The organism is Salinicoccus sp. RF5 (assembly GCF_020786625.1).
Lineage (GTDB): Bacteria > Bacillota > Bacilli > Staphylococcales > Salinicoccaceae > Salinicoccus.
Map to the genome: position 1 here is coordinate 17,629 of NZ_JAJGRC010000004.1, position 24,124 is coordinate 41,752.

24 protein-coding genes are annotated in these 24,124 nt (G+C 49.5%); 7 read left to right on the plus strand and 17 right to left on the minus strand.

Annotated features, from left to right (window positions below; translation table 11 throughout):
* Positions 1-77 precede the first annotated feature (77 nt).
* The gene (locus tag LLU09_RS10960) at positions 78-923 is read right to left on the minus strand and encodes a helix-turn-helix domain-containing protein (RefSeq protein ID WP_228311777.1); all 846 of its coding nucleotides are present in this window, start codon (positions 921-923) and stop codon (positions 78-80) included.
* A 193-nt stretch (positions 924-1,116) separates the two neighbouring features.
* Here LLU09_RS10960 and LLU09_RS10965 point away from each other — a divergent pair, with 193 nt between their 5' ends.
* Positions 1,117-2,391, plus strand: coding sequence for a DUF2382 domain-containing protein (locus tag LLU09_RS10965; RefSeq protein ID WP_228311778.1), 1,275 nt, complete (start codon positions 1,117-1,119; stop codon positions 2,389-2,391).
* 89 nt (positions 2,392-2,480) lie between these two features.
* On the opposite strand, the gene rpsR is transcribed toward LLU09_RS10965, so the two are convergent.
* The 16 genes from rpsR to rpmH form a co-directional block, all read right to left on the minus strand.
* Positions 2,481-2,720, minus strand: coding sequence for a 30S ribosomal protein S18 (gene rpsR, locus LLU09_RS10970; RefSeq protein WP_031546752.1), 240 nt, complete (start codon positions 2,718-2,720; stop codon positions 2,481-2,483).
* Positions 2,721-2,914: 194 nt separating this feature from the next.
* Positions 2,915-3,601 (minus strand): molybdate ABC transporter permease subunit, encoded by a 687-nt coding sequence (gene modB, locus LLU09_RS10975; protein WP_094907333.1) that lies wholly within the window; start codon positions 3,599-3,601, stop codon positions 2,915-2,917.
* Positions 3,582-4,349, minus strand: a complete 768-nt coding sequence (modA, locus tag LLU09_RS10980) for a molybdate ABC transporter substrate-binding protein (protein ID WP_370632508.1) — start codon at positions 4,347-4,349, stop codon at positions 3,582-3,584. Before modA ends, modB begins: the two co-directional genes overlap by 20 nt.
* A gap of 207 nt (positions 4,350-4,556) precedes the next feature.
* Complete coding sequence (gene ssb, locus LLU09_RS10985; protein WP_040106953.1) at positions 4,557-5,060, minus strand: single-stranded DNA-binding protein; 504 nt, start codon at positions 5,058-5,060, stop codon at positions 4,557-4,559.
* 21 nt (positions 5,061-5,081) lie between these two features.
* Complete coding sequence (gene rpsF, locus LLU09_RS10990; protein WP_040106954.1) at positions 5,082-5,381, minus strand: 30S ribosomal protein S6; 300 nt, start codon at positions 5,379-5,381, stop codon at positions 5,082-5,084.
* 116 nt (positions 5,382-5,497) lie between these two features.
* The gene (ychF, locus tag LLU09_RS10995; protein ID WP_228311780.1) at positions 5,498-6,598 is read right to left on the minus strand and encodes a redox-regulated ATPase YchF; all 1,101 of its coding nucleotides are present in this window, start codon (positions 6,596-6,598) and stop codon (positions 5,498-5,500) included.
* A 12-nt stretch (positions 6,599-6,610) separates the two neighbouring features.
* Positions 6,611-6,805 carry a DUF951 domain-containing protein gene (locus LLU09_RS11000; RefSeq protein ID WP_031546760.1) on the minus strand — a complete coding sequence of 65 codons (195 nt, stop codon included), beginning with the start codon at positions 6,803-6,805 and terminating at the stop codon, positions 6,611-6,613.
* A gap of 2 nt (positions 6,806-6,807) precedes the next feature.
* Positions 6,808-7,734 (minus strand): mechanosensitive ion channel family protein, encoded by a 927-nt coding sequence (locus LLU09_RS11005; protein ID WP_228311781.1) that lies wholly within the window; start codon positions 7,732-7,734, stop codon positions 6,808-6,810.
* A 23-nt stretch (positions 7,735-7,757) separates the two neighbouring features.
* Positions 7,758-8,609 (minus strand): ParB/RepB/Spo0J family partition protein, encoded by an 852-nt coding sequence (locus LLU09_RS11010; protein ID WP_228311782.1) that lies wholly within the window; start codon positions 8,607-8,609, stop codon positions 7,758-7,760.
* A 109-nt stretch (positions 8,610-8,718) separates the two neighbouring features.
* Positions 8,719-9,531, minus strand: coding sequence for a ParB/RepB/Spo0J family partition protein (locus LLU09_RS11015; RefSeq protein WP_040106957.1), 813 nt, complete (start codon positions 9,529-9,531; stop codon positions 8,719-8,721).
* A gap of 13 nt (positions 9,532-9,544) precedes the next feature.
* A complete protein-coding gene (rsmG, locus tag LLU09_RS11020) occupies positions 9,545-10,261 on the minus strand; it encodes a 16S rRNA (guanine(527)-N(7))-methyltransferase RsmG (RefSeq protein WP_228311783.1) in 717 nt (238 codons plus the stop codon).
* Positions 10,258-12,141, minus strand: coding sequence for a tRNA uridine-5-carboxymethylaminomethyl(34) synthesis enzyme MnmG (mnmG, locus tag LLU09_RS11025; RefSeq protein WP_228311784.1), 1,884 nt, complete (start codon positions 12,139-12,141; stop codon positions 10,258-10,260). The genes rsmG and mnmG overlap by 4 nt, the downstream gene beginning before the upstream one ends.
* A 13-nt stretch (positions 12,142-12,154) precedes the next feature.
* The gene (mnmE, locus tag LLU09_RS11030; RefSeq protein ID WP_228311785.1) at positions 12,155-13,534 is read right to left on the minus strand and encodes a tRNA uridine-5-carboxymethylaminomethyl(34) synthesis GTPase MnmE; all 1,380 of its coding nucleotides are present in this window, start codon (positions 13,532-13,534) and stop codon (positions 12,155-12,157) included.
* A gap of 14 nt (positions 13,535-13,548) precedes the next feature.
* Positions 13,549-14,415: an RNA-binding cell elongation regulator Jag/EloR gene (gene jag, locus LLU09_RS11035; RefSeq protein WP_228311786.1), complete on the minus strand. Its 867-nt coding sequence runs from the start codon at positions 14,413-14,415 to the stop codon at positions 13,549-13,551.
* 15 nt (positions 14,416-14,430) lie between these two features.
* The gene (rnpA, locus tag LLU09_RS11040; RefSeq protein ID WP_228312023.1) at positions 14,431-14,766 is read right to left on the minus strand and encodes a ribonuclease P protein component; all 336 of its coding nucleotides are present in this window, start codon (positions 14,764-14,766) and stop codon (positions 14,431-14,433) included.
* A 196-nt stretch (positions 14,767-14,962) separates the two neighbouring features.
* Positions 14,963-15,100, minus strand: a complete 138-nt coding sequence (rpmH, locus tag LLU09_RS11045) for a 50S ribosomal protein L34 (protein ID WP_000240855.1) — start codon at positions 15,098-15,100, stop codon at positions 14,963-14,965.
* Between the two features lie 448 nt (positions 15,101-15,548).
* Here rpmH and dnaA point away from each other — a divergent pair, with 448 nt between their 5' ends.
* The 6 genes from dnaA to gyrA all read left to right on the plus strand — a co-directional run bounded on the left by dnaA (position 15,549) and on the right by gyrA (position 24,123).
* A complete protein-coding gene (dnaA, locus tag LLU09_RS11050) occupies positions 15,549-16,871 on the plus strand; it encodes a chromosomal replication initiator protein DnaA (protein WP_228311787.1) in 1,323 nt (440 codons plus the stop codon).
* A 162-nt stretch (positions 16,872-17,033) separates the two neighbouring features.
* Positions 17,034-18,167 carry a DNA polymerase III subunit beta gene (gene dnaN, locus LLU09_RS11055; protein ID WP_040106964.1) on the plus strand — a complete coding sequence of 378 codons (1,134 nt, stop codon included), beginning with the start codon at positions 17,034-17,036 and terminating at the stop codon, positions 18,165-18,167.
* A gap of 188 nt (positions 18,168-18,355) precedes the next feature.
* Positions 18,356-18,571, plus strand: coding sequence for a S4 domain-containing protein YaaA (yaaA, locus tag LLU09_RS11060; protein WP_040106965.1), 216 nt, complete (start codon positions 18,356-18,358; stop codon positions 18,569-18,571).
* Positions 18,568-19,665, plus strand: a complete 1,098-nt coding sequence (recF, locus tag LLU09_RS11065) for a DNA replication/repair protein RecF (protein WP_040106966.1) — start codon at positions 18,568-18,570, stop codon at positions 19,663-19,665. The genes yaaA and recF overlap by 4 nt, the downstream gene beginning before the upstream one ends.
* 14 nt (positions 19,666-19,679) lie before the next feature.
* Entirely contained in the window at positions 19,680-21,599 is a 1,920-nt protein-coding gene (gyrB, locus tag LLU09_RS11070) for a DNA topoisomerase (ATP-hydrolyzing) subunit B (protein ID WP_040106988.1), read from the plus strand.
* A gap of 19 nt (positions 21,600-21,618) precedes the next feature.
* Positions 21,619-24,123: a DNA gyrase subunit A gene (gene gyrA, locus LLU09_RS11075; protein WP_228311788.1), complete on the plus strand. Its 2,505-nt coding sequence runs from the start codon at positions 21,619-21,621 to the stop codon at positions 24,121-24,123.
* The last annotated feature ends 1 nt before the right edge of the window (position 24,124 follow it).

The following is a 24,124-nucleotide window of genomic DNA, read 5'->3' on the forward strand; positions in this document are numbered from 1 at the left end:
CCTTACCCTTTAAGTTATTGTTTCTATACAGGAACTATTTCATTATAAAATATTCAAAGGACTATAATCACCATTATTTAGGAAATATTCTTCTTTGAATATTTTTCTAATATATCAAACAATTCAAGTGCATCGTAATTTTCAAAGAAGACCTTATTCTTCTCTTTCAGAATTTCATATTCTTCATACTGCTTAAGATTTATCAGTGCGGAAAACTTCATATAGAGTATATGGACAATCAGATATGTAGAATCATTTTTGTGGAGTATCTCCAAGGCTTTATTGCAATACTTCAATGACTTTTCATGCTCTCCACCTTCACACAGGCTCACAGCCAAGTTATATAATATTTTGACTACGAGTACCGGGGACGTCTTCTTGGATTCTTCATAAAAGGCCAAGGCCTCTTTGTAGGAATCCAAACCACCTAATCCAGTCATACTGTATATATTCCCTTTAGCCAGATGCATTTCTGACACCGCTTCATACATCCACTCATTCTTCTGGTTCATCTCTATCGCTATATTGATCAAGCGCAGGGCCATCCTATACTGTCCTTTGGACTGTTTTATAAGTCCATGGTGCCAGGACCTGTAGCCTTCAAGCTCTGGCGACTGTTTCCAGAATCCGCTTCTCTCGCTTTCCAGTATTTCTTCCATCCTATCGTAATCCTGCTCTTTTCTGGCCATATCCAACTGTTCCCGCACAATGATGTCCGGTGTCTTCTCCCCACTGCAGAATACATCATGCATGCTCAGATTCAGACGTTCCATCACCCTCACAAACTCACCCAGACTTATGGTGAAGCTGCCATTCTCCAATCTGGATATGGAAGATTGGGAGCTGATTCCTTCAGCGAGTTCTCCTTGCGAGAGTGACATCATCTTTCTTCTTTTTCTGATCTTCCCTGATATATCTTCCAATCATTTCCACCTCTTTTTTAGATTATTATTCCACAGCGTCGCCATGGCGTCCATTAAATCTTTTATGGGAGTTTATTAAAAATGCACATGGGTATAAATCTAATACGTATTAGGATGATGGATATGCGCTATGATCAGTCATTTTCGAAAATGTAACAAGGCCTAATCATCAAACAAAATGGAGGTATGAATTATGCGTAAGATTGAATCATACATGAGCGAACAGGAATTGCTTGGAAGAATTGAACAGCTGAAATCCGAAGGTGTAGCCGAAAAACAGATTACTGTAGTTTCCAGAGAGGAGCTTGAAGGATCTTCCTTGAACTACACAGATGTGAACTACAAGACTTCTGAAGGAAGCGCTTGGGATAAGATTGTATCCTGGTTCAGTGCAGAAGACCCTGAGGAACGGGTAATGACAGGACTCAACCTGAATCCACAGGAAGAGGAAGAATATAAAGAAGCTCTGGATAGCGGGAAAATCCTTCTTTATGTCAACGATGAAATTGAAGGGGATACTACCGACTATCCTAAAGATCCATTGCTCGAAGACGATGAGGACAGGGTCGATAGAGGGGACTCTGCAGAACGTCCAAGATCCACTCCTGGCAGTGCGCATAGTCCTGGCGTGACTGGAGCGGCTGGTGCTACAGCAGCAGCTGGTGGCATCGGTTCTGACGAAAAAGACGAAAACCGCTATGTTGATGGCGCCGAGCGGCCGGAAATCGACAGGGAAACAGATTCCGTGCCGGGCAGTGCCCATAATGAAGGAACAACAGAAGTGGAAGGCGGCGTAGGCGGACGAGATGAAAATCGCTATGTCGATGGAGCTGAACGGCCGGAAATCGAAGAAGATTATCAATATGGCGACAAGGACAACCGTGCCATCAACGATGACATGATCGAAGGACGCCGTGACCAGAATGTAGTCAATACAGACCGGGATGCACCATTGGATGAGAAGGAAGGACGCTACAGTGTTGATGATCGTGCATTGAACACCACTGGCGCTGGTGCTGCCAATGACGAGTTTGCAGACCGGGATGACCTGACCGAAGAAGAAAAGATCCAGCTTCGTGAAGAGCGTCTGAATGTTGATAAGGAGCGCGTCCAGACAGGCGAAGTGAATGTTGACAAACATGTCGAGACGGACCACCAGGAATTTGATGTACCGGTCGAACGTGAAGAAGTTACAGTGGAAAGACGCCCTGTAGATGGCGATCGTCCTGCAAGTGACATCGATGGGGACGACCGCGATTCCATCAATGTATCGGTAAACGAAGAGCGTGTAAATGTAGATAAAGAAGACGTGGTAAGTGAAGAAGTGGTCGTCAAGAAAGACAAAGTCAGAGACACGGAACATGTTTCCGAGGATGTCCGCCGTGAAGATGTGGACATTGATGAAACGACAAATGACAGAGGGCGTCTTGATGACGACCGGTTGGATAGAGACAAAGATAGACCATAGTCTACAAATTTACTCCCATGGCCTTGCGCCGTGGGATTTTTTTTCATGAAAAAAGCCCCATCCTATAGATGGGGCTTTCACTCACATTATTATTGTTCTTCCTTCACGTATGGAAGCAATGCCATATGACGTGAACGCTTGATTGCTTTTGTAAGCTGGCGCTGATACTTCGCAGAAGTACCTGTTACACGTCTTGGAAGAATTTTACCACGTTCTGAAATGAACTTTTTAAGGAGATCTACTTCTTTGTAGTCAATGTGCGTAATGCCATTGGCTGTGAAGTAGCAAACCTTTTTACGGCGACGACCGCCTCTTCTTGGACCTGCCATGAGTTATCCTCCTCTACAGATTGAATGTCGCCATGCAGTAGTGTGTGGTACTGCAATTGCGTATTCATATCTATAATTTTAGTTATTTCGTGATGAACGTGTGTAAGTGTTTTTGTATGTGCAAGGTATATTTTACACATTGGGTGTCTCATTGTCAATCGATGATGCACAAGTTGTTGCCTATATCCACACAATTATATGTTGCTGCTTCTTGTCCTTACGATGAAGAGCATGATGAATGAAATGATGACGATGGTGATGACCCACATCCAGGCCAGGGTCATTTTACCGGAATCGAGTGCAATATAGATGGCGGTCGGCACAGTCTGTGTCTTTCCCGGTATATTACCGGCAAACATCAATGTTGCACCGAACTCCCCAAGCGCCCGCGCGAAACTCAATATGCCCCCTGCCATCAAGGCTTTTGAGGCAAGAGGGATCGAAATGGTGAAGAATGTCTGGAAACGGCCCGCTCCATCCACTTTGGCAGCTTCTTCAATATCCTTGTCTACATTCTGGAACCCCGCCTTGGCTGACTGATACATAAGAGGAAAGGCTACGACAGCACTTGCAACAACAGCAGCATACCAGGTGAATATGATGGGCTGGTTGAAGATGAAGGCAATCCATCCTCCAATCAGGCTGTTGTTGCCCAAGAGGACGATCAGCAGGAACCCGATGACTGTCGGTGGCAGTACAAGCGGCAGCATGATCAGTGTTTCAACGATGGATTTCCCGGGAAATTTTATATCCACCATCCATTTCCCGATGATCGTCCCCAAAATGAGCACAATGATGAATGCCAGTATGGAAACCCGGACCGACAAACGGATGGGATCCAGAAATTCTTCAAATGTGATGTTACTGAATAATGAATCCATATTCTTCAAACACCTTTTGGGCCGTCTCGGAGTGCAGGAATTCTTGGAATTCCACGGCGGTTTCATGGTTTGGGGAATCTGCTATTACACCTGCGGGATATGTTACCGGTGTATGGAGGGATTGGGGAAATTCATGGACGATTTCCACCTTATCACTCAACAGTGCATCGGTGCGGTAGACGATGCCGGCTTCGACATTCCCTGTCTCTACATAGGATAACACTTGCCGCACATCCTTTGCATAGACGATATCCTCTTCTATTTCCGTGAATATATCCAATGCGCCCAGAGCTTCCTTGGCGTACATGCCTGCAGGTACTGCACTCGGCGTCCCAATCGCCACTTTTCCTGCCTCTTTGAGGTCAGCTGGGGAAGAGACCTTTCCGTCCTCCGGGATAATCAGTACCAGGGAGTTGCCGAGAAGTACCGTATTTGATGAAGAATCGATTGTCCCTTCATCAACCAGCGTCTGGAACTTTTCGTCTGAAGCCGAGACGAACAGATCGACTGGCGCACCTTGGGAGACCTGCTGCTGCAGGGAGCCGGATCCCCCGAAATTGAATGACAGTCCGACATCCGGATGTGCCTCTTCATAGAGCGTGCCGACTTCCTCCATCGCCTCGCTCAAACTGGCAGCAGCGGAGATTGTGATCGTTTCCCCGCTGTTTCCTGTAGCACTGCTGCCGCATCCGGCCATCATTAGAAATATGCCTATCATGCCTACCCATATCAAAGCGCCCTTTTTCATAGAGACTCTCCAATCTGAATTTATCCTTAACTGCCATTATAAACACTTCTGTCCTCGGAGAGAATATGTCTGGGGATGATTATTGTGAAATAAAAAAGGCATTCCGGGTTACCGGAATGCCCTGGTGAAGGATACACACACTATATCCTGCACATGCACACACACACTTTTCACACTTCATCTTTCATATCCGATCTTGGATATGGTTTAGAATGGTAGATCGTCATCACTGATATCAACCGGTCCATCAGCGTTTGCAAATGGATTCTCCTCTTTTGTATCCTGTCTGGATTTTTGAGGTGCCGGTCTTGAACCAGTGGACTGGTTACCATACGCATTCTGATAGCTGTCTGCGGAATTATTGTACTGTTGATTACTGCCTTGCCCTTGTCCTTTAGGTTCCAGGAACTGCACACTATCACACACTACTTCAGTCACATATACTCTTTGACCTTCTTTGTTCTCATAGGAACGACTCTGCAATCTGCCGTCTACTCCCGCCAGACTGCCCTTCTTCAAGTACTGGTTGACGTTCTCCGCCTGTTTGCGGAAAACGACACAGTTGATGAAGTCAGCTCCACGTTCGCCGTTCGCACTTGTGAACGGACGGTTGACTGCCAGAGTGAAGGTCGCTACAGATATATTACTTTGACTGACTTTCAGTTCGGGGTCTTTTGTAAGACGCCCTACCAATACAACACGGTTCAGCATGTAATCAACTCCATTGTATTATTACTGTTTCTCTGCTTGTTCGTCGCGGACAATGATATGACGAATGATATCATTGTTGATTTTGGCCAAACGTTCGAATTCATCTGTGGCTTCCACATCAGCATTCACTTTGATGATGTGATAAAAGCCTTCGCTGAAATCTTCGATTTCATAAGCAAGACGACGTTTACCCCACTCTTTTGATTCGACGATTTCCGCACCTTTTGAAGTCAAAACGTTGTCAAAACGCTCAACAAGCGCCTGTTTCGCATCTTCTTCAATGTTCGGGCGGACTACATATAGTATTTCATATGCTCTCATCTTCTACACCTCCTTATGGTCTTTAGCGGCCCATTTCCGTAGAAATAAGCAAGGAATAATTTTCATTACTCACAATCCGATATTATACCAGTGATCGGCTCTTTTTACAACCATTTTTAAACGTTGAATCTGAAATGGACGACGTCGCCATCCTTCATGAGATAGTCTTTACCTTCCAGACGGACCTTGCCCGCCTCTTTGGCCTTCACCATGTTGCCGTTCTCGACCAGATCATCATAGCTTACCGTCTCTGCACGGATGAAGCCTTTTTGGAAATCGGTATGGATGATGCCTGCACATTCCGGTGCGGACATGCCTTCCCTGAAGGTCCATGCCCGGACTTCCTCGACGCCTGCTGTAAAGTAGGTCGCCAGCCCAAGGAGGTTATATGCAGCCTTGATGAGTTTATCCAGCCCGGATTCCTCTATGCCGAGGTCTTCCAGGAACATCTCCTTCTCATCCTCATCCAGCACCGCAATCTCCTCTTCCACTTTTGCGGAAATCACGATGACTTCAGATCCTTCTTTTTCTGCATATGCTTCGATGGATTTCAGGTATTCATTCTGTTCGAGGTTGCCGAGTTCATCTTCGGCCACATTGGCGACGTACAGCATCGGCTTCTGCGTCAGCAGATGGAGGTTCTTGACCTGCTTCGCCTCTTCAGCTGTAAATTCAAGCGCCCGGACCGGTCGGTCGTTCTCGAGTCCCTCCTTGATCTTGGAGAGCAGTTCCAGCTCGGCCATTGAATCCTTGTCCTTCTGCTTGGCCATCTTCTCTAGGCGCGGTATCCGCTTCTCCACACTTTCCAGGTCCGCAAAGATCAGTTCCATATTGATGATTTCAATATCATCGATCGGATCGACCTTGCCGGATACGTGTGTGACATTCTCATCATCGAATGCGCGCACGACCTGGCATATCGCATCGACTTCACGGATATGGGCGAGGAATTTGTTGCCGAGCCCCTCACCTTTGGAGGCACCTTTTACGATACCTGCGATATCTGTAAATTCAAATGCCGTAGGAACGGTCTTTTTCGGTTCCACCATTTTCGTCAGTACATTCAATCTTTCATCCGGCACTTCAACGATGCCGACATTCGGATCGATTGTGGCGAACGGATAGTTTGCCGCGAGTGCACCTGCTTTGGTTATTGCATTGAATAGTGTCGATTTGCCGACGTTCGGCAACCCGACGATCCCTGCTGTCAGAGCCATTTATAATCACCTTTATGCTTCATATTTTTTTCTTACCATTTTCATTCTCTTTTCGAAATCACGACGCGGCATCATGATGACCCGGTCACATTGGTTGCACTTGATCTTGATGTCTGCCCCCATGCGGGTGATGGAGAACAGTCTGCTGCCGCACGGATGCGGCTTCTTCATTTCGACGATATCATTCAGACCATATTCTTTTGTCATGATTACTCACCTTCATCTTTAGCCATTTTATCATCAAAGTCCTGTATGTCCATCTTAGGTACGGAAATATAGATGCCTTTGCCTTCAAGATGATTCTTGATCGCTTTTCTCATGCGGCGTGTCACACCGAAGTGCTCCATCGGCTGCGTCTCGAGCATTATCCGGATGATGGCTTCACCGTTCTCTATGCCCTGCAGGCCAAGGATTTCAGGTTTGGAGACGAGCATCTCCTCTTCCTGCCAACGGGCTTCAAAGAACTGCTCCAATATATCCTCGACTGCGTCGAGATCCTCCTCGACCGACACATTCATGTCCAGCATGGATATCGCATTATAGCGGGAGAAATTGACGACTTCGTTGATGGTGCCGTTCGGGATGATGAAGAGCTCACCCTCCCATCCCTGGATCTTGGAGGCGCGGAGGCCGAGGGACAGCACTTCACCTTCGGCAACCGTCGTACCGGAAGTATTTACCCTGACGAAATCCCCCTTATCGAACTGGTTCTCCAGAATGATGAAAAATCCTGTTATCATATCCTTCACAAGGCTCTGTGCCCCGAAACCAATTGCCAGACCGACGACCCCGGCACCGGCAAGGAGCGTCCTTACGGGCAGGCTGAACGTTTCAAGCACCATCATGATGACGACGAACCATATGAACACCGTCGCAGCATTCTGCAGCACGTTGATCAGCGTCTGGTTGCGCTTGCTGCTTCCTTTCAACCGGGATTTCGATTTGACCTTGAAGAAATTATCGATCATCCTGTTGGCGATCCTGACGAGAATCATCGCTGCAATGATCAGTATGAGGGCCTGTATCAGCTTTGAAGCGATACCCATCCATAGCTCGGGATCCCTCAGATTATCCATGATTTCACCGATGAACATTATCAGCTCCTCAGTTGTTGTCATCAGTATATTCGCTAACACTGCTTCCACCTTCACTTTCCAGTTTACTTGTCTTCCAGCATGGAGATGAGCCTTTTGAACTCTTCTTCATTCCTGAACTCGAATGATATTGTGCCCTTTTTGCGCTTCTTCCTTATTTCCACTGCCGTTCCGAAATGTTCCTTGAGCATCGTCTCATGCTTCTCTATGAACTTCGGCTTGTCCTGCTTCTTCTTTCTTTTGGCAGGTGCTTCCTGCAGGCTTTTGACATAGGTCTCAAGTGTACGGACACTCATTCCTTCATCGATGGCACGTTTTGCTGCACCTTCCATCTGGATGGGGTCCTTGAGCGCCAGAAGTGTCCTGCCGTGTGCACCGGAGAGCAGATCGTCATTGATCATCTGTCTGATGGCATTCGGCAGATTGAGCAGCCTCAGCATATTAGCGATGTAGGGCCGTGATTTCCCCAGCCGCGCTGCCACTTCATTCTGGGTGATGTTCAAAGTCGTCATCAGTTGGCGATAGCTCATCGCCTCTTCCAACGGATTGAGGTTCTCACGCTGCAGGTTTTCAATGATGGCAAGCTCCATCATTTCGGTATCCGTCATCTCCTTGACGATTGCCGGTATGGTTTCCCTGCCGAGCATTCTGCACGCCCTGAATCTTCTCTCCCCTGCCACGATATCGTAGCCCTTGACGGCTTTCCTCACCACGATGGGCTGGATTACGCCATGTGTCTCAATGGAATCGGCCAGTTCCCTGAGCTTATCCTCATTGAACTCCATACGGGGCTGATAGGGGTTCCTTCTGATTTCGGAAATTTTGAGTTCGATGATCGCCTCACCTTCCTTGCCGCTGGAAAATAGAGCATCCAGTCCCTTTCCGAGACTCTTTCCCAGTCCTTTTTGCCTTGCCATGCGCCACTACCTCCAGTGCAGGGTTTTCGTAAGTATAAAATCACATGCTGTCATTATATCAATCAACCTGCCCATTGTAACATAAGAAAAACACCCACACAGTGAGTGTCTACCTATAGATCTTTATCGTCACTTCATGGAAAGCATCCTCATCAGCCGACTCATAGGATACGTTGAATCCTTTGTCCTTCAGCCTGTCCACTTCACGGTTGAGATCATTCAGTATGAAGGACATGTCCTCATCAAAATCCAGTTCATCATTGACGTGCTTCAGCTTCTTCCTGACTGCATGCTCCGTCTCCTTCACCGTCATCTTCTGCTTCCTGATGTCTTCAAGCATCTCTTCCTGCCCTGAATCCTCCAGGCTGAGGAGCGACCTTGCATGACGCTCGGTGATTTCCTGCTTCTGGAGCGCTTCAATGACTTCATCGGACAATTTAAGAAGACGCAGCTTGTTGGCGATGAATGACTGGCTCTTGCCAAGATTCTGTGCAAGGTTCTTCTGGGTGATGCCATCCATCTTGAGGAGCTTCTTATAGGCTTTCGCTTCTTCTATGCTGGAGAGGTTCTCGCGCTGGATATTTTCTATCAGTGCAATGGCCGCAGATTCCGTATCCGTCAGATATTTTACGATGACCTCCGCTTCTTCGCGGTTGAGCATCTTCAGCGCCCTGAACCTGCGCTCCCCTGCAATGATTTCAAACATGCCCTCCTCTATCGGCCGGACGGTGATCGGCTGCAGGAGACCATGCTCCGCGATGGAATCGGCCAGTTCCCTGATCCGTTCCCGGTCGAATGCCGTCCTTGGCTGATAGCGGTTTGGGACGATGTTTTCCATCGGCAAGTGCTGCAGGGAGACATTCTCCTGCTGATCTTCACTTTTGTCTATCAAGCCGAAAAGTCTTGAAAATGGTTTTTTCACATGCAACACCTGCCTATTGTTTTAATGGGGATTTGTTTGGGGTACCCGGCTTGCGCGGATACTTCTTGGGTGTTTTTCTTCTCTTCGCGATTTCGAGGATATGGCGTTCACTGTCTTCCTCCGGGAGGGTGAAGCTGTGGGTTTCCACAAGCTCGCCTCCCAAGAGATCCAGGGCGAATTGGCTTTCTTCCAATTCTTCCATGCCTTTTCTGCCCTTCAATACAATGAAGCGACCTCCTGTACGGACAAGCGGCAGACAGAGCTCGGCCAGCACGTTCAGCTGGGCGACTGCACGGGCCGTCACGATATCGAACATATGACGCTGCGGCCCTTGTGCAAATGTCTCGGCGCGGTCATGGACCAGATGAATCTTATCCAGATCGAGTTCTGCCGTCAGTTCGTTCAGGAAGAGGATGCGTTTATTCAGCGAATCCACTATGGTCACTTTGAGGTCGGGCCTCAAGATCTTGAGCGGGATGCTTGGGAAACCCGCCCCCGCTCCTACATCGCAGATGCTTGCATTCTCCGGGAGCTCCACATGGAAGAGCGGCGTCAGCGAATCGTAGAAATGCTTCAGATAAACCCCTTCCTCGTCGGTCACGGCCGTCAGATTGACCCGGCCGTTCCATTCTACAAGCATCTCGAAATATCTTCTGAATTTGGCGCGCTGCTCGTCATCCAGGATGATTCCCTGGCGACGCAGGGCCTCTATGAACTGTGCTTCCTTCATGCTTCCACCCGTTGGATGCTACCCTGTTCAATATAGACGAGAAGGATGGAAATATCTGCAGGGTTCACCCCTGAAATTCTGGAAGCCTGGGCGATATCGAGCGGTTTGACGGTCTTCAGCTTATCCCTTGCCTCTGTTGCGAGGGAATGGATCGCATCATAGTCGATATCCGCTGGTATCTTCTTCTTCTCCATGCGCTTCACCTTGTCGACCTGCATGAGCGACTTCTTGATGTAGCCGTCATACTTGACCTGGATTTCCACCTGTTCATATTCTTCCTGTGTGAGCGTCGTTTCCTCTTCCAGTATTTCCATGATGGAGGCATAGTCCATCTCCGGACGTCTGAGCAGATCGATGGCCAGAATGCCATCTTTGAGCGGTGTTCCGCCCCTTTCCTCCACGATGGCCTGCGTATGGGCGTTCGGCTTGATGCGGATCTTCTTCAGGCGCTCGAATTCCTCTTCGATATGCCGTTTCTTGGTCTCGAATGCTTCGAGCCTTTCGTTTGAAATGAGCCCGATGCGATGTCCGATTTCCGTCAGGCGCATATCTGCATTGTCGTGACGCAGCAGCAGACGGTGTTCCGCCCTTGAAGTCAGCAGCCTGTATGGTTCATTCGTCCCTTTCGTCACAAGGTCATCGATGAGGACGCCGATATATGCATCGGAACGGCTGAGTACAAGTTCCTCTTCACCGAGCAGTTTGCTCGCTGCATTGATGCCTGCGATGAGCCCCTGTCCGGCCGCTTCCTCATACCCGCTGGTACCGTTGATCTGGCCTGCAGTGTAGAGGTTCGTGATCTTCTTCGTTTCAAGTGTCGGCCACAGCTGCGTCGGAACGAGTGCATCATATTCGATGGCGTAGCCTGCACGCATCATCCTGGCATTTTCAAGTCCCGGGATGGAAGTGAGCATCTCGCGCTGTACATTCTCGGGCATACTTGTGGAGAGTCCCTGTACATAGACCTCTTTTGTACTCCTGCCTTCCGGTTCCAGGAAGATCTGGTGCCTTGGCTTGTCGTTGAAGCGCACGATCTTGTCTTCGATGGATGGGCAGTAGCGTGGGCCTGTACCTTTGACCATGCCGGAATACATCGCGGATAGATGCAGGTTGTCATTGATGATCATATGCGTATTTTCCGAAGTGTAGGTCAGCCAGCACGGCAGCTGATCCATGATGAATTCAGTCGTTTCGAAGCTGAAGGCGCGCGGTACATCGTCCCCGGGCTGTATCTCCGTCTTGGAGTAGTCGATGGAGTCCGAGTTGACCCGCGGCGGTGTTCCAGTCTTGAAGCGGACGATGTCGAAGCCGAGTTCCTTCATCTGGTCTGCAAGCGGCACTGAAGGCATCTGATGGTTCGGCCCACTGGAATATTTGAGGTCGCCGAGGATGATTTCCCCGCGCAGGAAGGTGCCTGTCGTGACGATGACGGCCCTCGCTTCGTAAATGGTGCCGATATTCGTTTTGACACCCTTGACTTCACCGTCTTCCACGATCATTTCATCCACCATGCCCTGAAGGATGTCGAGGTTCGGCTCATCCTCCAGCACCCGCTTCATCTCCTGCTGATAGAGCACTTTATCCGCCTGCGCCCTGAGGGCACGGACTGCCGGTCCTTTGCCGGTATTCAGCATGCGCATCTGTATATGCGTCCTGTCGATCACTTTTGCCATCTGTCCACCGAGTGCATCCACTTCACGGACGACGATCCCTTTCGCTGGTCCCCCTACTGAAGGGTTGCAGGGCATGAATGCTATATTATCCAAATTGATTGTCAGCATCAGCGTCTTCAGCCCTTTTCGTGCAGAAGCGAGTCCTGCTTCTACGCCCGCATGGCCTGCACCGATGACAACAACATCATATTTAATATTATCTGTCATAGTTTTCCTCCTTTTATTTTCCAAGGCAGAACTGGCTGAAGAGCTGGTCGATCAGCTGTTCACTGACATCTTCCCCAATCACTTCTCCGAGCAGTTCCCACGTTTTTACAAGGTCGATCTGTACTATATCCACCGGCACGTCCATTCCGGCAGATTCTATCGCATCGGATATCGCATCGGCCGCCTGCTCAAGCAGGTGGATATGGCGGTTGTTCGATACATAGGTGGAATCCACGGACTGGATTTCCCCTTCAAAGAACAAGCTTGCGATCCGGTCCTCGAGGTCATCCACACCCGTACCGTTGATGATGGATGTTCTGACCACCGGCATATCCGGATATCTCTTTTGAAGATCTTCGACATCAAGCTTCGGTTCGAGGTCCAGCTTGTTGACGATATTGATGACATTCTGGTCTGCCATCGAATCGAGGATTTCGATATCCTCATCCGTCAGCGGTTCGTTATTGTTCAATACATAAAGGATGAGCTCCGCTTCCTTCAGCGCCTGGCGGCTGCGTTCCACACCGATCTTCTCGACGATGTCATCGGTGTCCCTGATGCCTGCGGTATCTATGAGTTTGAGTGGAATGCCGTTGACATTCACGTATTCTTCGAGTATATCGCGTGTCGTTCCTGCCACGTCGGTCACGATGGCCTTGTTGTCCTGAATCAGGTAGTTAAGCAATGAACTTTTCCCGACATTCGGCTTCCCGACGATGACGGTGCTCAGCCCCTCCCGAAGGATTTTTCCCTGGGCACTGCTCTTCAGCAGCTTCCTGATTTCATCCTTGACCTTCTGGGCCTCCTCTTCGAGGAAGGAAGTGGTCGCCTCTTCGACATCGTCATATTCCGGATAATCGATGTTCACTTCCACCTGGGCCAATATATTAAGGATGCTCTGGCGCAGGCCTTCAACATGTGCTTTCAGCCTACCCTGCATCTGCTGATTCGCAACTTTTGATGCTTCTGTCGTCTTGGATCTGATGAAATCCATGACACCTTCTGCCTGGGACAGGTCGATCCGGCCATTGAGGAAGGCGCGTTTCGTGAATTCTCCCGGCTCCGCCATGCGGGCACCGTGCTTCAGCGTCAGCTGGAGCACCCTGTTAATCGTGTGGACACCACCATGGCAATTGATTTCAACGATATCCTCGCGCGTGTAGGTGCGGGGCGCCCTCATGATTGCCACCATGACTTCTTCCACAGTCTCCCCGCTATCGGGATCCAAGATGTGGCCGTAGTTGATCGTATGCGAATCCACCGCTTCCAGCGGCTTCGCACCTTTATAGAGGCGGTCTGCGATCTCCACTGCATCCACGCCGGAGAGGCGCACGATTGCAATTGCACCTTCGCCCACCGGGGTGGAGATGCTGGATATTGTTTCTAATTGCATGATGCAATGCTCCTTTACTTCTTTTCTATTACAATATAACGATTCGGTTCTGCACCTTCGGAATAGGTTTCTATACCTTCGATGCCGCTCAGTACATGGTGCATGATCTTCCGTTCAAAGGAAGGCATCGGCTCAAGTTTTACCGGCCCCTCTATACGCTTCGCCTTCTTCGACATGTTGACGGCGAGGTTCTCGAGGGTTTCACGCCGCTTCTCCCGGTAGTTCTCGACATCAAGGGTGATCACACCATAGCTCCTGTATATCGAATTGAAGAACTGCTGGGCGACTTCCTGCAGCGCGTTGAGCGTTATACCGCGTTTCCCGATCAGCTTGGCGGCCATCGGGGAGAACAGCTCGATGTGCACCTCATTTTCAAGCACTTCGACTTCACTGGTTCTTTCTATATTCATATCCTGGATGATCCGTTCCACGTAGTCCCTGGTCTGCTCCGCCGCTTCTTCGATGGAAATCTGGACATGCACTTCCTCATCGATTTCTTCATCCTGGGCTGGCACATGTGCCAGTTCCTCCGCTTCGATGACATCCGCTTCTTCATTTTCACTTTCTTCCATTGAATCGGATGAATCCGAAGACCCGGGACCGGGGCCGGGTGCCCCAGCCGCTTCGGGTACTTCTTCAGCAATGATGCTGTCAGCCTGTTCTGCATCCCTTGCAATCAGGGCGTCAATCGATTCATACATCTTGAGTTCGGGATTTATGACGGTCAGTCTGACGACGGCGTCCTTCCTGCCGAAGCCGAACAGCCCCTTCTTCCCTTCCTCTTCAACATCAATTTTGACATCCGCTTCGGAAACTTTCAGCTCTTCAAGGCCTTTGGCGATTGCACGATCAACAGTTTCATCTGTGTAAACCCTGTACATGGTGTAACCCCCATATCATTTTAGACATTTTGCGATTTTCAGCACGTGCAGTAATGATTTTTCCATCTGATGATAGTCCATATCGCTGACCGGCTGCCTGGCAATGACGACATACTCCCTCGGCTTCAGCCGCTCCTGGTGCTTATGGAAGAAGACGCGTATGCGCCGCTTGATCTTATTGCGCTTTACAGCGTTGCCAAGCCGCTTGGACACACTGATGCCGAGCCTCATATGATCGGTCTTCGGATGGTCGGCCAGATACACGACGAACTGCCTGTTTGCGTACGATCTGCCCTTTTTGAAAACGAGCTGGAAATCACGTTCTTTTTTTATTCTGAATCTCTTTTTCATCATTGGTACGCTCTCTCACATATGATATTTCATTATATAAAATCCATCGTCATTATAGCATGCCACATACACTGGAAGAACCCGCCATGCTCAAGCCGGGCATGCGCGCTCCTCCGGCGGGGCTGCCTGAAAGTGGTAAAATGTAAAGCTGCCTTGCTACACAAAAAAAGATCACCTATTCAGATGATCTTGAGGATTAGGCTGAAAGAACTTTTCTACCTTTTCTTCTGCGACGGGCCAATACTTTACGGCCGTTCTTTGTGCTCATTCTTTTACGGAAACCGTGCACTTTGCTGTGCTTACGTTTATTTGGCTGATAAGTACGTTTTACCATATTAAATTACACCTCCATGATACTTTTGCCTGTGTATAGCTTCTAGAATTGTAACTATTAAAGAATAACAGATGGCCCTATAGATTTCAATACATTTTTCACTTGGATTCTGCAAATCCAGCGTGTGGATAACTTCAGCTGTTGACAACCTTTGTGGGTAACTATATTGTGGATATTTCTTTTTCACATACTTCTGCATGAGTTATCCCCAGTTTCACACATGTTTATAGATACCTTGTGGATAAGTTGGGATATTGTGCATATCTTCTTGTAATTGTTGATATTACTCATGTTTTTCGTTATAATTTTGAATATAAATTTGTGGAAAAGGCACCCTGGCAATGAAGTTTGTCCACAGAATGTGTGTAACCTGTGGATAGTTATCCAAAGCTGTGGAAATGATTATCCACACACTGTGATTATGTGAATAGGAAAAGAGGACAATCGTATGAGTAGTATTAAGGAAATCTGGGAGAATACGCTGAAAGGCATCAAAGGGACCATCGCCAATGCAAGCTACCAGACATGGTTCCAGGATACTTCAATGATCCATCTGGACAATGAGACGGCTGTAATCAAAGCGGATACCCAGTTTCAGAGGGATTGGCTTGAAAAGAACTATAGTGGACTCATCCAGGAGCAGCTGTTCGAAGTCATGGGGGAAAAGCCTGAGATCAGAATTGTCACCGAAGAGGAGGAAACCCCGGCGAAGCTCCCTGAAAGGAGCGCTCCAGAGCCCGAGGTTCCAGTGAACAACCAGCTCAATGTAAACAATACATTTGAAACATTCGTCATCGGCAATGGAAACCGCTTCAGCCATGCTGCATCACTTGCCGTGGCGGAAGCCCCGGCCAAAGCCTACAATCCGCTCTTCATCTATGGAGGCGTCGGGCTCGGCAAAACCCACCTCATGCATGCCATCGGGCACTATGTGCTGGAGCATCGTCCAAATGCGAAGGTGGCATACTTGTCGAGTGAAAAGTTCACCAACGAATTCATCAATTCAATCCGGGACAACAAGACCGAGGAATTCCGCAACCGCTACCGGAACGTTGATGTACTCCTGATTGATGATATCCAGTTTCTCGCCGGAAAGGAATCGACGCAGGAGGAGTTCTTCCATACATTCAATGCTCTCCATGAGGATAACAAGCAGATCGTCATCTCAAGCGACCGGACGCCTAAGGAAATTCCAACGCTTGAAGACAGGCTCAGATCCCGGTTCGAATGGGGATTGATCACCGACATCACACCACCCGACCTCGAGACCCGGATAGCAATCCTCCGGAAGAAATGTGAAGAGGAGAAAGTGGAGATTCCCAATGAGGCGATGATCTACATCGCCAACCATATCCACACGAACATACGGGAGCTGGAAGGGGCCCTGACACGGGTTGCCGCGTATTCGAAGCTCGTCAACCAGCCCCTGACTCCTGAAATGGTCTCAGAAGCGCTCAAAGATCTCGTCACCCAGTCCAAATCGAAGAAGATCACGATTACGGACATCCAGGAAGCGGTCGCCTCATTCTATGATATCCAGATCGAATCGTTCGCTTCCAAGAAACGGACGAAATCCATTGCTTTTCCGCGGCAGATTGCGATGTATCTCGCCCGGGAACTCACAGACTATTCCCTGCCGAAGATCGGGGAAGTATTTGGCGGCCGGGACCACTCCACCGTCATCCATGCCCATGAGAAGATCTCAAAGATGATTACAGAAGATGAACGTTTCAAACAGGAACTGGAAGAGGTAGAAAACCGTATCAATTAAAGATGTGCACACTGTGGATAAATGTTACACTGTAACAAACAGTTTACCAACATGTGGATAACTTGCCTGCTGTGGGCTGAATGGACTTATCCACAAATCCACAGGCCTTACTACTGTTATTACTTAAAATACTAATCAATATATATAAGGAGTCATTAACTTATGAAAATCAGTATTAACCGCCAGTATTTCATCGAACAGCTGAATCATTGCCTCAAGGCAATTTCTCCCCGGACGACATTGCCGATTCTCAATGGCATAAAAATTGAAGTGAAAGAGGATCATCTGCTTCTTACTGGTAGTGATTCTGAAATTTCTATTGAAATCACCATCCCTACTGAAATCGATAATGAAGAAATTCTTGAAATCCATGAAACAGGCACGGTTGTGCTTTCAGGAAGATTCTTTGTGGATATCATCAAAAAGCTCTCCGGCAATTTCGTAGAGCTTGAAACGAATGATGCCTTCCAGACGAAGATTTCAGCTTCCCAATCGGAGTTCAACTTGAGCGGCAATGACCCGGATCAATATCCGCTGCTGCCTGAAGTCAATGACGAGGAAAGCATCATCCTTCCTTCCACTGTACTGAAGAACATCATCAACCAGACGAACTTTGCCGTTTCACTCTCTGAAACGCGTCCGGTACTGACAGGCGTAAACTGGCAGTTCCAGGACAGCGGCATCCAGTTCACTGCCACCGACTCCCATAGGCTTGCCCTCAGGAAACTCGAGGGTGACCAGTTTGGAATGGACAGCATGCATGCGATCATTCCCGGAAAATCCCTGACGGAACTGAACAAGATCATCAATGATTCCGATAATGAAGTGGAAATCCACTTCTCCCAGAACCAGGTGCTGTTCAGCTACGGCAACATGCGCTTCATTTCCAGGCTCCTTGAAGGGAATTATCCGGATACTTCCCGTCTCTTCCCGGAGAATTATGAAACGAAGGTGACTGTGAATAACGGTGAGTTCTACCATGCAATCGACCGGGTATCGCTGCTCGCCCGTGAAGGCGGCAACAACGTCATCCGCATGAGTGTGGAAAACGGCGGTGTGGCCCTGTCATCCAACTCGCCGGAAGTCGGTACTGTGCATGAAGACATCAATACTGGAAAAGTCGAAGGTGAAGATCTGAAGATCTCCTTCAACTCCAAATATATGATGGATGCGCTTAAAGCGATCAACGATGATGAAGTCGTCATCGAATTCTTTGGTACAATGCGCCCGTTCACGCTGAAGGCGGCTGAATCCGATGAAGTCGTACAGCTGATCCTGCCGATCCGGACATATTAATAGCCAACGAAATCTGCGATTGAGGCCCAGAACCTGAAAAAAGGGGGGTCTCAGTCGCTTTTTGTAATTTCAGGGGGGAAACCTCATTTATATCTTTCGACGCTCCTAAGGCTTTATTTGGGCTTCTGGAGTGAAATTTATCCGAAAATGTAGTATAATGTAGTAGTGAGATTAAGGAGGATGAGTGCATGGAAAGTATCCAATTTGACGAACTCATTACATTAGGACAATTTCTGAAGCACGAAGGCATCATCGGGACCGGCGGAGAGGCCAAATGGTTCCTGCAGGAGAATGAGGTGTTTCTGAACGGAGAGCCGGAAAACCGCAGAGGAAAGAAGCTGCACGAAGGTGACGAAGTGGACCTGGGGGAATTCGGCCAGTTTAGGATAGAATATTCCAAATGATCCTAAACCGCATACACCTTGGGAATTTCAGGAATTATGAAACACTGGACCTCGAATTTCATCCGAAACTGAATATATTCATCGGCCGGAATGCCCAAGGCAAGACGAACCTGCTCGAATCGATCTATTTCCTTGCGCTGGCGAAAAGCCACCGCACTTCAAAGGACAAGGAATTGATACGCTTCAACCAGGACGAGGCATTCGTAAATGGCAATATAACGACTTCCTACAGTAATCTGCCCCTCTCCTTGAGTGTCAGCGGCAAAGGGAAGCGGGCAAAGGTCAATCATATGGAAGTATCGAAGCTGAGCCAGTATATCGGGCACTTGAATGTTGTGCTGTTCGCTCCGGAAGACCTCAACATCGTCAAAGGATCCCCGCAGATCAGACGTAAATTCATCAATATGGAGTGCGGCCAGATTTCGAAAGTGTACATCAATATGCTGAGCGGCTACCAGAAGGTATTGGCCCAGAAGAACAACTATCTAAAACAGAAGAATGTCGATCGCGTGATGATCGATGTGTTGAATGAACAACTTGCATACTATGCAAGTTTAATTATTTTAAAGAGACAGCAATTCGTGGATACGATTGAAAAATATGCACGGAAGATACATGCAGATATATCGAACGGACAGGAAATCCTGGCTGTCAGATACAAGCCGAATATAAAGTACGAGGCGACCGAAGTGGGTGCACTCGAACAGGAGCTGAAAGCCTTGTTCCAGGAGACGCTTGAGCGGGAGATCGAGCGGGGCCAGGCGCTGATCGGCCCGCACAGGGATGACATTGCATTCTACATCAACGATTTCGATGTCCAGACATACGGTTCGCAAGGGCAGCAGCGGACGACGGCCTTGTCGGTGAAACTGGCCGAACTCGAACTGATCAATGAGGAAATCGGGGAATATCCCATACTGCTCCTGGATGACGTACTGAGTGAACTGGATGAGACGCGGCAGTCCCATCTTTTGACTTCGATACGCAACAGGGTCCAGACGTTCGTCACGACAACGTCGATCAGTGACATCAACCATGCAATCATGGATGAGATGCAGGCACTTGGCATAGAAGATGGCAAGGTGAAAGTATAATGGAAGGTGATAATATGGCTGAAAAGAATATGGAACAGTATGGCGCCGAGCAGATACAGGTCCTGGAGGGGCTGGAAGCGGTCCGTAAACGCCCGGGGATGTACATCGGTTCGACAGCTTCAAAAGGACTCCACCATCTCGTGTGGGAAATTGTAGACAACAGCATCGATGAGGCGATGGCAGGACATGCCGACCGCATCAACATCACGATCGAGGAGGACAACTGGGTGAAGGTGACCGACAACGGCCGCGGCATCCCGGTCGATATCCAGGAGAAGATGGGCCGCCCTGCGGTCGAGGTCATCCTGACGGTCCTCCACGCCGGCGGTAAGTTCGGCGGCGGCGGCTATAAGGTCTCCGGCGGCTTGCACGGTGTCGGTTCCTCCGTCGTCAATGCACTGAGCAAGACGCTTGAAGTCTATGTGCACCTTGATGGCAAGATCCATCATCAGAGCTACACAAGGGGCGTCCCCGATTTTGACCTGAAGGTCATCGGCGAGACGGACAAGACCGGTACGGAAATCCGTTTCAAGGCGGACGCCGAGATTTTTACAGAGACGACGGAATACGATATCGAAGTGCTGCAGAAACGCATCAAGGAGCTCGCCTTCCTGAACAAGGGGCTCGAGATCAACCTGTTCGATGAACGGGGTGAGGAAGACGTTTCCTTCCAGTACTATTATGAGGGCGGCATCAAGTCATACGTCGAGCAGATGAACGAGACGCGCGATGTGCTGCATGATGAAGTCATCTACATGCACAGTGAAAAGGACGAAGTGGAAGTTGAGATCGCCCTGCAGTACAACAATGGCTACAACTCCACCCTCATGTCCTATGCCAACAACATCCATACGTATGAAGGCGGGACACATGAAGACGGCTTCAAGCGTGCATTGACGAAGGTCATCAACAACTACGGCTTCAAGAACCGGATCATCCGGGAGGGCGAAGACCGGCTGAGCGGCGAAGATGTGCGCGAAGGCATGACGGCAGTCGTCTCGATCAAGCATACGGATCCGCAGTTCGAAGGCCAGACGAAGACGAAATTCGGCAACTCGGAAGCACGGCTAATCACAGACCAGCTCTTCAGTGAAGGATTCGAGCGCTTCCTGCTCGAAAATCCAGCACCTGCAAAGGTCATCGTTGAAAAAGGCCTCACCGCCCAGCGCGCGAGGGTCGCAGCGAAGAAGGCGCGTGAAATGACGCGCAGAAAATCTGCACTTGAAGTCTCCAGCCTGCCAGGCAAGCTTGCCGACTGTTCAAGCAAGGATCCTTCAAAAAGTGAGCTGTTCATCGTCGAGGGGGATTCCGCCGGCGGTTCCGCGAAAGCCGGAAGGAATTCCACCACTCAGGCCATCCTGCCGCTCCGAGGCAAGATCCTTAACGTCGAAAAGGCGCGCCTCGACAAGATCTTGAACAACAACGAGATCCGTTCCATGATCACGGCACTCGGTACAGGCATCGGTGAAGAATTCGACCTGTCCAAGGCCCGCTACCATAAGATCGTCATCATGACCGATGCCGATGTCGACGGTGCACACATCCGCACACTGCTTCTGACCTTCTTCTACCGGTTCATGAAACCACTGATCGAAGCAGGCTATGTATATATCGCCCAGCCGCCACTCTATAAAGTCACCCAGGGCAAGAACAAATATTATGTCTTCGATGACAGGGAGCTGGACTCCCTGCGCAATGAACTCAGCGATACACCGAAGATTTCCCTGGCACGATATAAGGGTCTTGGTGAAATGAATGCAGATCAGCTGTGGGAAACGACGATGGATCCAAGCTTCAGGACGCTGCTCCAGGTGACACTTGAAGATGCGGTCGACGCAGACCAGACATTCGAAATGCTCATGGGGGACATCGTCGAGAACAGAAGGAACTTTATTGAAGAAAATGCATTATACGTCCAAAATCTAGACGTTTAATCAGTGGAGGTTATTTTGAATGAGTGACAGAACGGATAGATTGAAATCAACCAATATAAGCAAAGAGATGCGCACCTCCTTCCTGGACTATGCGATGAGCGTCATCGTATCCCGGGCGCTGCCGGATGTACGGGATGGCATGAAGCCGGTCCACCGCAGGATACTGTACGGTATGCATGACAACGGGATGACATCGGAAAAGCCATATAAGAAGTCCGCAAGGATCGTCGGGGACGTCATGGGTAAATACCACCCCCATGGCGACTCCTCGATCTATGACGCGATGGTGCGTATGGCACAGGACTTCAGCTACCGCTATCCGCTCGTCGATGGTCAGGGGAACTTCGGTTCCATGGACGGCGACAGCGCTGCAGCAATGCGTTACACCGAGGCGAAGATGAGCAGGATCTCCATGGAGCTGATGCGCGATATCAACAAGGATACCATCGACTTCCAGGACAACTATGACGGCAATGAACGGGAACCTGTGGTACTCCCGTCAAGATTCCCGAACCTGCTCGTCAACGGCACCAGCGGCATCGCAGTCGGCATGGCGACGAACATCCCTCCGCACAACATGAGGGAAGTCATCGATGCGGTGCTTGCATACGCTGAAGACGGTGAAGTCACCCTGCCCGAACTGATGGAGCATGTGAAGGGTCCGGACTTCCCTACTGCCGGCCTGATCGTCGGAAAAAGCGGCATCAGGCAGGCATACGAGACGGGACGCGGTTCCGTCATCATGCGCTCACGCTGTGAAATAGAAACGATGAGCAACGGCAAGGAGCGCATTGTGGTCTCTGAAATCCCCTACCAGGTAAACAAGGCAAGGCTTGTCGAAAAGATTGCCGAACTTGCACGGGAGAAGAAGATTGAAGGTATCACCGATCTGCGGGATGAGACGAGCCTGTCGGCAGGCGTCAAGATCATCATAGAAATCCGCAAGGACAAGAATGCCAACGTCATCCTGAACAACCTCTATAAGCAGACACCGCTGCAGACAAGCTTCGGCATCAACATGCTGGCACTCGTCAAAGGACAGCCGAAGATCATGGGTCTGAAGGAGATCCTCGCCCACTATCTTGAACACCAGAAGGTCATCATCACGAGACGGACGAAGTTCGACCTGAAGCGTGCAGAAGACCGCGCCCATATTTTGGAGGGCCTCAAGATTGCACTCGATAACATCGATGAGATTATCGCACTCATCCGCGGATCACAGAACGATGAAGCGGCAAAGACGGGTCTGATGGAAGAGTTCAACCTGTCGGAACGCCAGTCCCAGGCCATCCTTGATATGCGCCTTAGGCGCCTTACGGGACTTGAACGGGGCAAGATCGAGGACGAGTACAATGAAATACTGAAGACGATCCAGTATTTGAAGGAGATTCTCGCAGATGACGAAAAGCTGCTTGAAATCATCCGGGAGGAACTGACTGAAATCAGGGATAAATACGGTGACGAACGGAAGACCGAGATTACGCTCGGCAATCTGTCCGACATCGAGGATGAAGACCTCATCCCTGAAGAGCAGATCGTCGTCACCCTGAGCCACAACAACTACATTAAGCGCCTGCCTTCCTCCACCTACCGTGCGCAGCACCGGGGCGGCCGAGGTGTGCAGGGGATGAATACGGTCGAGGATGACTTCGTCAGCCAGATTGTGACGATGAGCACCCACGACTACATCATGTTCTTTACGAACAAGGGTCGGGTCTACCGTCTGAAAGGCTACGAAATCCCAGAACTCTCCCGCCAGTCGAAAGGCATCCCGATCGTCAATATGCTGGAGATCGACAAAGGTGAAGTGATCAGCACCATGATCGGGGTGAAGGATGAGGATACGGAAGACAAATTCCTGGTTTTCGCTACGAAGAATGGTCTTGTGAAGCGCTCCACCTTGGATAACTTCGAACGCATCAACAAGAACGGCAAGATTGCGATCTCCTTCAGAGGCGACGATGAGCTGCTTGCGGTCCGCCTTACGGATGGTTCCAAGGAAGTGATACTTGGAACACGGAATGCCAACCTCATCCGGTTCCCTGAAGATCAGATCCGTACGATGGGCCGGACGGCTGCAGGGGTCAAAGGGATCAAACTGCGTGAGGACGACTATGTAATCGGCCTCGATGTCCTCTCCGAAGACCAGTCCATCCTCGTCGTAACCGAGAACGGCTACGGAAAGTGCACACCTGAAGCGGAATACCGGATTACAAGGCGCGGAGGCATGGGCGTGAAGACGGCCAACCTCACCGAACGCATCGGCAAACTCGTCTATATCGCCGCCATCGATGGCGATGAAGACCTGATGATCGTTACGAATCACGGAGTCATCATCCGTCTGGTCATGGAGGAAGTCTCGACGACCGGCAGGAATACCCAAGGAGTCAGACTCATCAAGATGACTGAAGACCAGCAGGTGGCGACCGTCGCCAAAGTCAAGGAAGAGCTTGAAGAAGAAGCACTCGACCAGGACACGGCGGAAGCGGCAGATGCTGAACCGACGGAAGATGCAGAAGAATAGC